The 7,470-nt window shown below is 74.8% G+C and carries 6 protein-coding genes and 1 pseudogene; 3 read left to right on the top strand and 4 right to left on the bottom strand.

The features are described 5' to 3' along the window. Positions 1-148: 148 nt before the first annotated feature. On the bottom strand, positions 149-715 hold the full coding sequence (locus ACSNOH_RS31830; protein WP_436724924.1) for a sigma-70 family RNA polymerase sigma factor: 567 nt from the start codon (positions 713-715) through the stop codon (positions 149-151). A 450-nt stretch (positions 716-1,165) separates the two neighbouring features. Here ACSNOH_RS31830 and ACSNOH_RS31825 point away from each other — a divergent pair, with 450 nt between their 5' ends. Continuing rightward, complete coding sequence (locus ACSNOH_RS31825) at positions 1,166-1,576, top strand: STAS domain-containing protein (protein ID WP_436724923.1); 411 nt, start codon at positions 1,166-1,168, stop codon at positions 1,574-1,576. A 65-nt stretch (positions 1,577-1,641) separates the two neighbouring features. Here ACSNOH_RS31825 and ACSNOH_RS31820 read toward each other — a convergent pair whose 3' ends face one another. The 3 genes from ACSNOH_RS31820 to ACSNOH_RS31810 form a co-directional block, all read right to left on the bottom strand. Continuing rightward, the gene (locus ACSNOH_RS31820; protein WP_436724922.1) at positions 1,642-2,781 is read right to left on the bottom strand and encodes a sensor histidine kinase; all 1,140 of its coding nucleotides are present in this window, start codon (positions 2,779-2,781) and stop codon (positions 1,642-1,644) included. Beyond that, positions 2,778-3,524 carry a response regulator gene (locus tag ACSNOH_RS31815; RefSeq protein ID WP_436724921.1) on the bottom strand — a complete coding sequence of 249 codons (747 nt, stop codon included), beginning with the start codon at positions 3,522-3,524 and terminating at the stop codon, positions 2,778-2,780. The genes ACSNOH_RS31820 and ACSNOH_RS31815 overlap by 4 nt, the downstream gene beginning before the upstream one ends. Positions 3,525-4,108: 584 nt before the next feature. Further along, positions 4,109-5,503: a helix-turn-helix domain-containing protein gene (locus tag ACSNOH_RS31810; protein ID WP_436724920.1), complete on the bottom strand. Its 1,395-nt coding sequence runs from the start codon at positions 5,501-5,503 to the stop codon at positions 4,109-4,111. Between the two features lie 294 nt (positions 5,504-5,797). On the opposite strand from ACSNOH_RS31810, the gene ACSNOH_RS31805 reads away from it, so the two are divergent. Then, positions 5,798-7,120 (top strand): alpha/beta fold hydrolase, encoded by a 1,323-nt coding sequence (locus tag ACSNOH_RS31805; protein WP_436724919.1) that lies wholly within the window; start codon positions 5,798-5,800, stop codon positions 7,118-7,120. A gap of 144 nt (positions 7,121-7,264) precedes the next feature. Further along, positions 7,265-7,470: pseudogene (locus tag ACSNOH_RS31800) on the top strand (M64 family metallopeptidase); the annotation flags it as partial.

The raw sequence follows: 7,470 nt of genomic DNA, 5'->3' as shown, positions 1-7,470 counted from the left end.
GGGACGAACGGGACCGGCGGGGCGGGGGCCGCGGGCGGTTCCGGCCACCTCGGGGCGTCCTCCGCCGCCGCCCGCGGCAGCGGTATCCGCGGACCGGAAGCGCCGTTTCCGCCGTGCGGGCGCGGCCCGCCGCGGCCGGCTTCCTCGCTCACAGCGCCCCTCCGGGTGCCGGCGGAGCCACGACCCGCGGCCCGCGGTGCGCGGTGGAGAGCAACTGCAGCCCGAGGCGCAGCCGGCGGCGCGCCTCCTCCTCGGTGACGCCGAGCTGCGCGGCCGTCCGGCGGTAGTCGAGGCGGCGCAGGTAGGCGAGGTCGAGGGCGGCGCGCAGCGGGGCGGGCATGGACGTGACGATGTAGTCGGCGCGGGCGGCGGCGGACGCCGCCCTGACCTTCTCCTCGATCTCCTCGGGCGTGGCCGCCCCCTCGCTCTGGGACTGCCGCAGCCGCTCGACCGACTGACGGTGGGTGAGCGCGGCGATCCAGGAGCGCAGCGAGCCCTCCTTGGGGTCGAAGTCGCCGGGGTGCTCCCAGACGTGGGCGAAGACCTCGCGCGTGACGCGGTCGGCGGCGGTCTCGTCCTCCAGGACGCGATGGGCGAGGGTGTGCACCAGGGAGGCGAAGCGGTCGTAGAGTTCGCCGAGGGCGGCCGCCTCGCCGTGCGCCAGACGCTGCTGCATCTTGCGGTCCCACCGGGGTGGTGCTCCGTCGGTCGCCATGGCTGCCCCCTCCGTTCTGCCGCCGATCCGATTCGTGCCGTCCGCCGAAAGTGTGTGCGTCGTACTCATGCCCGGCGCGGCGTCGCACCGAGCTTGTGCCCACGGTCACATACTCCTCGAATGTAGTGGCCGGGTCCGACAGTCCGGCCGCCTTTGCGGGGAACATCGTGAAGATCGCCCCGCCGCGCGGCCCCGGATGGTATGGACACGGTCACTTTCCGCACATCTGGCCGATCGTTACGGATCGTACGTGCGCGAATGTGCCGATGTGTTATGCGGGTGTGACCGGAACTTTGGGGATTAACGGTTCGAGCTGGGCATAGGCTCGTTGGGGGCCGGTTCGGCCCCTCGGCGTTTCCCGTGGCGGAGACCGGGGAGACGCCGGGCAGCCACGGCTGCGGAAAGGTCCGTTCCGGGGAGCGAGAGACCGAGCGAAGGGGCTTCGAGCGCGTGACGCTGAAGGTGAAGGACGCCGAGCGCGGGGACTGGGCCGTCCTCCGTGTCTCCGGTGAGATGGACCTGGTGACGTCGCCGGTGGTCCGGCAACGCGTGCACGACGCGGTCGCCGACGGACGGCGCAGTCTCGTGCTCGACCTGGCCGAGGTGCGCTTCTGCGACTCCAGCGGCGTCGGCGTGCTCATCGCCGCCCGCCGCCTGATGCGCTCCTGTCAGGGGCGCCTGAGACTCATCCTGCCCCCGCAGGGCGGCGCGGCGGAGGGCTCCCACGTCAACAGGGTGCTCGGCGCGCTCGGGGTGCGCCGGCTCTTCGAGATCTACCCCGACCTGGCCACGGCCACCCACGAGGGGCACGACGGCACCGGCGACGCCGCCCTCGGCCACATCCCCGCGCAGTCCGCCTGACGCTCCGTCCGTACGCCTCCTCGCGCCCTGCAGAAGGCTCGGCGCCCGCCTGCCCCGCAGCAGCCTCAGCCCTCGCGCGGGAACTCCGCCCGTACGACGAATCCGCCCTCCCGCGTCGCATGCGCCTCCAGCGTCCCGCCCAGGCTCTGGGCCCGTTCGCGCAGTCCCACCAGGCCGTGCCCGCCGCCGGGCAGCCCCGGCGCCGGCACGGCCGCGTCCGGCGGTCCGTTGCGGACCTCCACCAGCAGCTCGCCCGCGGCGTCCTCCGACAGCCGGACCCGTACCCGCGCACCGGGCGCGTGCTTGCGGGCGTTGGTCAGCGCTTCCTGCACCGTGCGGAACGCCGCGCGCTCGACGGCCTCGGAGCGGCCGGCCTCGGGGGCGCACGTGTTCTCGTACGTCACGTCGAGCGCGCTCAGCTCGATCAGCCGCGGCAGGTCCGCGAGGCGCGGCTGCGGCGTGAGCTCCTCGGTGTCGGCCCCGGCGGCACGCAGGATGCCGACCATGTGCCGCAGCTCCTCCAGCGTGCGCACCGACAGCTCGCGGATCCTGCGGGCCCCTTCGCGCGCCTGCTCGTCGCCCGTGCTGATCTGGACGGCGCCCGCCTGCAGGCTGATCAGGCTGACCTGGTGGGCGACGACGTCGTGCATCTCGCGGGCGAGCCGGGCGCGCTCGGTGGCCAGGACCTGGTCGGCGAGCAGCCGGTCCTCGCGGGCCCGGCTGCGCGTCAGCTCGTCCAGCCGGGCGCCGAGCTCGCGCCGGGTGCGGGTGAGCAGGCCGAGCGCGACGGGCGTGGCGGCGGTGACGCACGCGTCGACGAACTGGAGGGCGACCTCGCGCCGGTCGGCGAAGGACAGCCCGGAGATCGGGTACGGCAGGAAGTGCGCGGCGGCGAGCAGCGCGGCCGCGCCGACCAGCAGCCGCCGGTCGGTGCGCAGGGTCGCCACGGTGTACAGCGCGATCATCGGGGCGAACCAGATGTAGCCGATGTAGATGCCGGGCAGCGTCACCGCGAAGACGGTGAGGGGGAAGCGCCGGCGCCACAGCAGCGCGGCCGCGGCCGCGAGCGACACCCCGAGGTCCAGGCCGGGCTTCGGCCCGTTGACGAGCAGGGCGTCCAGGGCCGCTATCAGCGCGGGGACGGCGATCGGCAGCGCGGTGCGGACGCGCGGGGGCAGCAGGCGCAGGGCCGCGGCGGCGGTCACGGGGCGCCGCCCGTGCCGCCCGCGCCGTTTGCCCTGTTCATGCCGTTTGCCCTGTTCGCCGTGGCCTCCGTGGTCTCGCCCTGCGGCCGCTGCTTGCCCTGCGCGGTGACGAGCCCCGCCCGGTCGGCGACGATCGCCGCCTGGACGCGGTTCAGCCCGCCGAGCTTGCCGAGCACCGCTCGGACGTGGTCCTTGACCGTGCTGGGCGCGAGCCCCATCCGCTCGGCGATCTGCGGGTTGGCCAGCCCCGCGCCGAGGTGGGCGAGCACTTCGCGCTCGCGCGGCGTGAGCACCGAGACCGCCTCGGCGGCCGTGGTCTCGGCTTCGGAGGCGAGGTAGCCGCCGATCACCGCGCGGGTCACGCCGGGGTCGAGGACGCTGCCGCCCGCCGCGAGGGTCCGCACGGCCTGGACGAGCTGCTCCGGGTCGGTGTCCTTGAGCAGGAAGCCGGTCGCGCCGCCGCGCAGGGCCGCCGCCAGGTACTCGTTGGCGTCGAAGGTCGTGAGCATGGCGACGGCGGGCGGCTGCGGGGCGTCGCGCAGGGCGCGCAGGACGGTCAGGCCGTCGACGTCCGGCATCCGGATGTCCAGCAGGACGACGTCCGGGGCGCAGTCGCGCACGGTGGCGACGGCCTCTCCGCCGCCGCAGTCGGCGACCACCTCGATGTCCGGGGCCGTGCCCAGGATCATCCGCAGCCCGGACCGGACGAGCTGCTCGTCGTCCACCACCGCAACACGGATCACCTGCCGTTACCTCTTCCACGCCTACTGCTGACTGCGCTGCTGCTCTGTGCGTTCACGACCCGCTAGACCCGGTTCGGAGGAGTCCGGTTCCGGTCCCGCCCCCCAGCCTGCCGTACGGGTCCGACAACCATGGCCGAAAACGGAGCGTGGCGCTCCGCCTGACCGCCCTTCGGACCGCCCCCGCCGACCGGCGGAGTGACCCCCTCCGATCGGCGGGGTCGAGCCGGGACCCGCGGCGGATTCCGCAGCGGGCGCACGGACGGCAGAGTGCTGTCCGTACTGCAGCATGCCGGGACTGACCTACCGGCAGTGAGGTGCTGCGGCACACGGCCGCGGACCGCCGCATCCCCCACAAGCGGCGGCCCGATGCTCGGACGGGAACTTCCGAGTGGCCGAACTTGCCCCGCCCGGAGCGATCCGGGCGGGGCGGGGGATTACTTCAGGGAAGCCCCGGACCGATCACACCGGTTCGGGGCTTTCTGCTGCGCCCGCCTGCCCGGGGCGGCTCGGGGCACCCGGACAGCCCCATAACTCCGTACGCCTGACTCCGTACGCCCTGGGGAGGGCGGAGCCGGGCGGCGCCGTCACATCGGCGGTGCCGCCGGTGCCGGTCCCAGCGTGGTCGTTCCCGGGGCGGCCCGGTGGCCGAGGCCCGTGCGGTACGCGTCCAGCGCCGCCTCGACCCGCCCCGTCCGCCGCAGCAGATCGCCCAGCAGCCGGCACAGGTCGGCCAGGTCGCCCGCGGCCCCCGTCCGTTCCAGCAGCGACAGCGCCGCGCAGTAGTGCTCCTCCGCCGTCTCGGTGAGCCCCCGCTCCTCCGCGATCAGGCCCAGCAGCCGGTGCGCGCCGCCCGCGTGGACCGCGCCGCGCTCCGCGCCGAGCGCCGAGCCGGCCGCGGACTCCGCCACCGGCGGCGCCAGCAGCGGGCTCAGCAGCGCCTCCGCCTCGGCGGCCTTGCCGCGCCGCCGCAGCACGTCGGCCAGCTCCACCTCCACCTGCACGGTGAACAGCGCCGCCCGCTTCGACGCCAGCATGTCGCGCGCCGTCCGCAGCTCGCTCTCCGCGCCCTCCAGGTCGCCGTTCTGCGCGCGCACGTAGCCGCGCATCCAGTGGCAGTGCGCGAGCTCGGTGCGGATGTGGAGCTGCTGGTAGAGCTCCTGGGCCTTGGCGAGGGAGGCGTCGGCCTCCGCGATGCGGCCCTCGGCGATGAGCGTACGGGCCACGCCGCGGTGCATGCCGGCGACGAGCGCCGGGTCGTCCACCTGCGGCGCGAGCGCCAGGGCCAGTTCGGCGGCGTGCGCGGCGCGGGCGTGCGCCCCCATGTCCATGTACGGGGCGATGGACGCCGTGTAGAGGAGCAGCAGCGCGTCCGGGTCGTGCAGGCCGGAGGCGTTCAGCTCGTCCAGGGCGGTCTCCAGCAGGTAGCAGGCGTAGCGCAGCTCGCCCGCCAGGAGGTGGGCCGTGGCGCGGCCGCGCAGCGCGGGGACGCGGCGCGGCAGCGGCTCGTCGGCCAGCAGCGCCTCGGCGGCGGCGTAGTGGTCGCGGGCCTCGGTCAGGTCGCCGGTCTCCAGGGCGCAGTCGCCGAGCCCGAGGTGGGCCGCGGCCTGTTCGCCGTGCAGCCGCGCGGCCGCCGCCTCGTCGCGCAGCGCGGCGTAGCGGACGGCGGCGTCCTCGGCGGCGCCGGTGGCCAGGACGCGCCGGGCGTCGGTGAGCCGCATCCGCAGCCGGGTGGCCAGGTGGGCGGGGCGGCCGGTGGCGAGCTCGTCGACGGTGGTGCCGAGGCGCTCGGCGAGGTGGCGCAGGGCCGTCTCGGAGGGGCGGACCCGGCCGGACTCCAGGGTGGAGATGTAGGCGGCGGTGTAGGCGGGCTCGGCCAGCTGGCGCTGGGTGAGGCCCTTGGCCGTCCGCAGCCGCAGCACGCGCCGGCCGATCTCGGCGGGCCCCTCCGCCCGTATGCCGTGGGTGCTGTTCTCGGCCACTGCTGCCCCTCGGTAGGTTACGCCGTGCTTTTCGCCATGCATTTCAGGTAGACGTTGACGACCGCGTGCACGACTGCGTGGACGACCGCGCAGTACGTGCAGTACGTGACGACTACTACGTGACGACGTGAGGATGGAACCATGCCGGATGCCCGCGCCGGGCAGGATCTCGCAGGGGGCGCACAGAGGCGCGGAGGGGCGCTCGGTGCGGAAGCGGCCATGGCGGAAGCGGCCGCGGCGGGTGCCGCCGTAACCGGTACTGCCGCGGCGGGCGCTGGCGCGGCCGGTGCGGCCGTGACCGGTACTGCCGCGGCCCCGTCGGTGACCGGTCGGCACCGCCAGCCCGGCCTGGTCCTCACCGACCACCACTTCGACGTGCCGCTCGACCACGACGACCCCACCGGCGAGCACATACGCGTCTACGCGCGCGAGGTCGTCGCGGCGAGCCGCGAGCACGACGACCTGCCCTGGCTCGTCTACCTCCAGGGCGGCCCCGGCTTCCCCGCCGGCCGCCCCGTGGGCCGCGAGAGCTGGCTCGACCGCGCCCTGGAGGACTACCGCGTCCTCCTCCTCGACCAGCGCGGCACCGGCCGCTCCACCCCCGCCACCCGTCAGACCCTCCCGCTCCGCGGCACCCCCGCCCAGCAGGCCGACTACCTCGCGCACTTCCGCGCCGACGCGATCGTCCGCGACTGCGAGCACATCCGGCGCCGGCTCCTCGGCGACCGGCCGTGGACGGTGCTCGGGCAGAGCTTCGGCGGCTTCTGCGCGGTCACCTACCTCTCCCGCGCGCCCGAGGGACTCGCCGAAGTGCTGATCACCGGCGGCCTCCCGGGCCTCGACGCCGACGCGGACGCCGTCTACCGCGCCGCCTACCCGCGCATGGAGCGCAAGACCCTCGCCCACTACGACCGCTATCCCGGCGACGAGGCCGCCGCCCGCCGCATCGCCGCCCACCTCGCCGAGCACGAGGAGATCCTCGCCGACGGCACCCTGCTGTCCGTCCAGGCCTTCCAGCAGCTCGGCATCCTCCTCGGCACCGGCGACGGCTCGCACCGCCTGCACTACCTCCTGGAGGACGCCTTCGCGGAGACCGCCGACGGGCCGCGGCTCTCCGACGCGTTCGGCGAGCAGGTCGCGGCGATCCTCTCCCGCGCCCACTGCCCGCTCTACGCGCTGCTCCACGAAGCCATTTATGCCCAGGACGGAGCGGCGACGCACTGGGCGGCCGAGCGCGTACGGGCGGAGTTCCCCCAGTTCGACCGCCACGACGCCGACGGCGGGCGCTTCCTCTTCACCGGCGAGACCGTCCACCCCTGGATGCTGCGCACCCATCCCGCCCTGCGCCCGCTGCACCGCACCGCCGAACTCCTCGCCGAACGCAAGGGCTGGACGCCCCTGTACGACGCGGAACAGCTCGCCCGCAACACCGTCCCGGTGGCCGCCGCGATCTACCACGACGACCTCTATGTCGACACCGCGCACTCGCTGCGCACGGCGCGGGCGATCCGCGGGCTGCGGACGTGGGTCACGGACGAGTACGAGCACGACGGGCTACGGGCGGGAGGCCGGGCGGTGCTGGACCGGCTGCTGAGGCTCGTACGGGACGAGGCGTGAAGGTTCCTTGAGGTTCCTTCGCTCGTTGGTTTTCTTTCGTCGCCTCCATTGCCGGACGCCTTCCGGGCCCCTACGTTAAGCCGCGCCTCAAAGCGACTTGACCCGCCGCTTAACAAGGCGGCGGGGCCCGGGAGGAGCCCCCCCATGAGACGACGAATATCCCTCGCGGCCGGCGCCGCCGCCGTCGCCGCGGCCCTGGCCGCGACACTCACGCCCCCCGCGTCGGCGGCGAACCCGGACCCGCACCCGGCCCCGGACAGACCCGCGGCGTCTCAACGCATGCAGAACGTCGAGTACTTCACCGGCCCCGACGGACACCCCCGCCACACCACCATCCCCGCATCCCCCGC

Origin of the sequence: Streptomyces sp. URMC 127, assembly GCF_051386535.1 — a bacterium.
Lineage (GTDB): Bacteria > Actinomycetota > Actinomycetes > Streptomycetales > Streptomycetaceae > Streptomyces.
Note: the sequence above shows the minus strand (reverse complement) of the source record. Positions and strands in the feature narration are given on the sequence as shown.

Excerpts from the sequence above, each read along its gene's own strand:
- ACSNOH_RS31830 (WP_436724924.1), bottom strand. The coding sequence starts at position 715 with ATGGCGACCGACGGAGCACCACCCCGGTGGGACCGCAAGATGCAGCAG.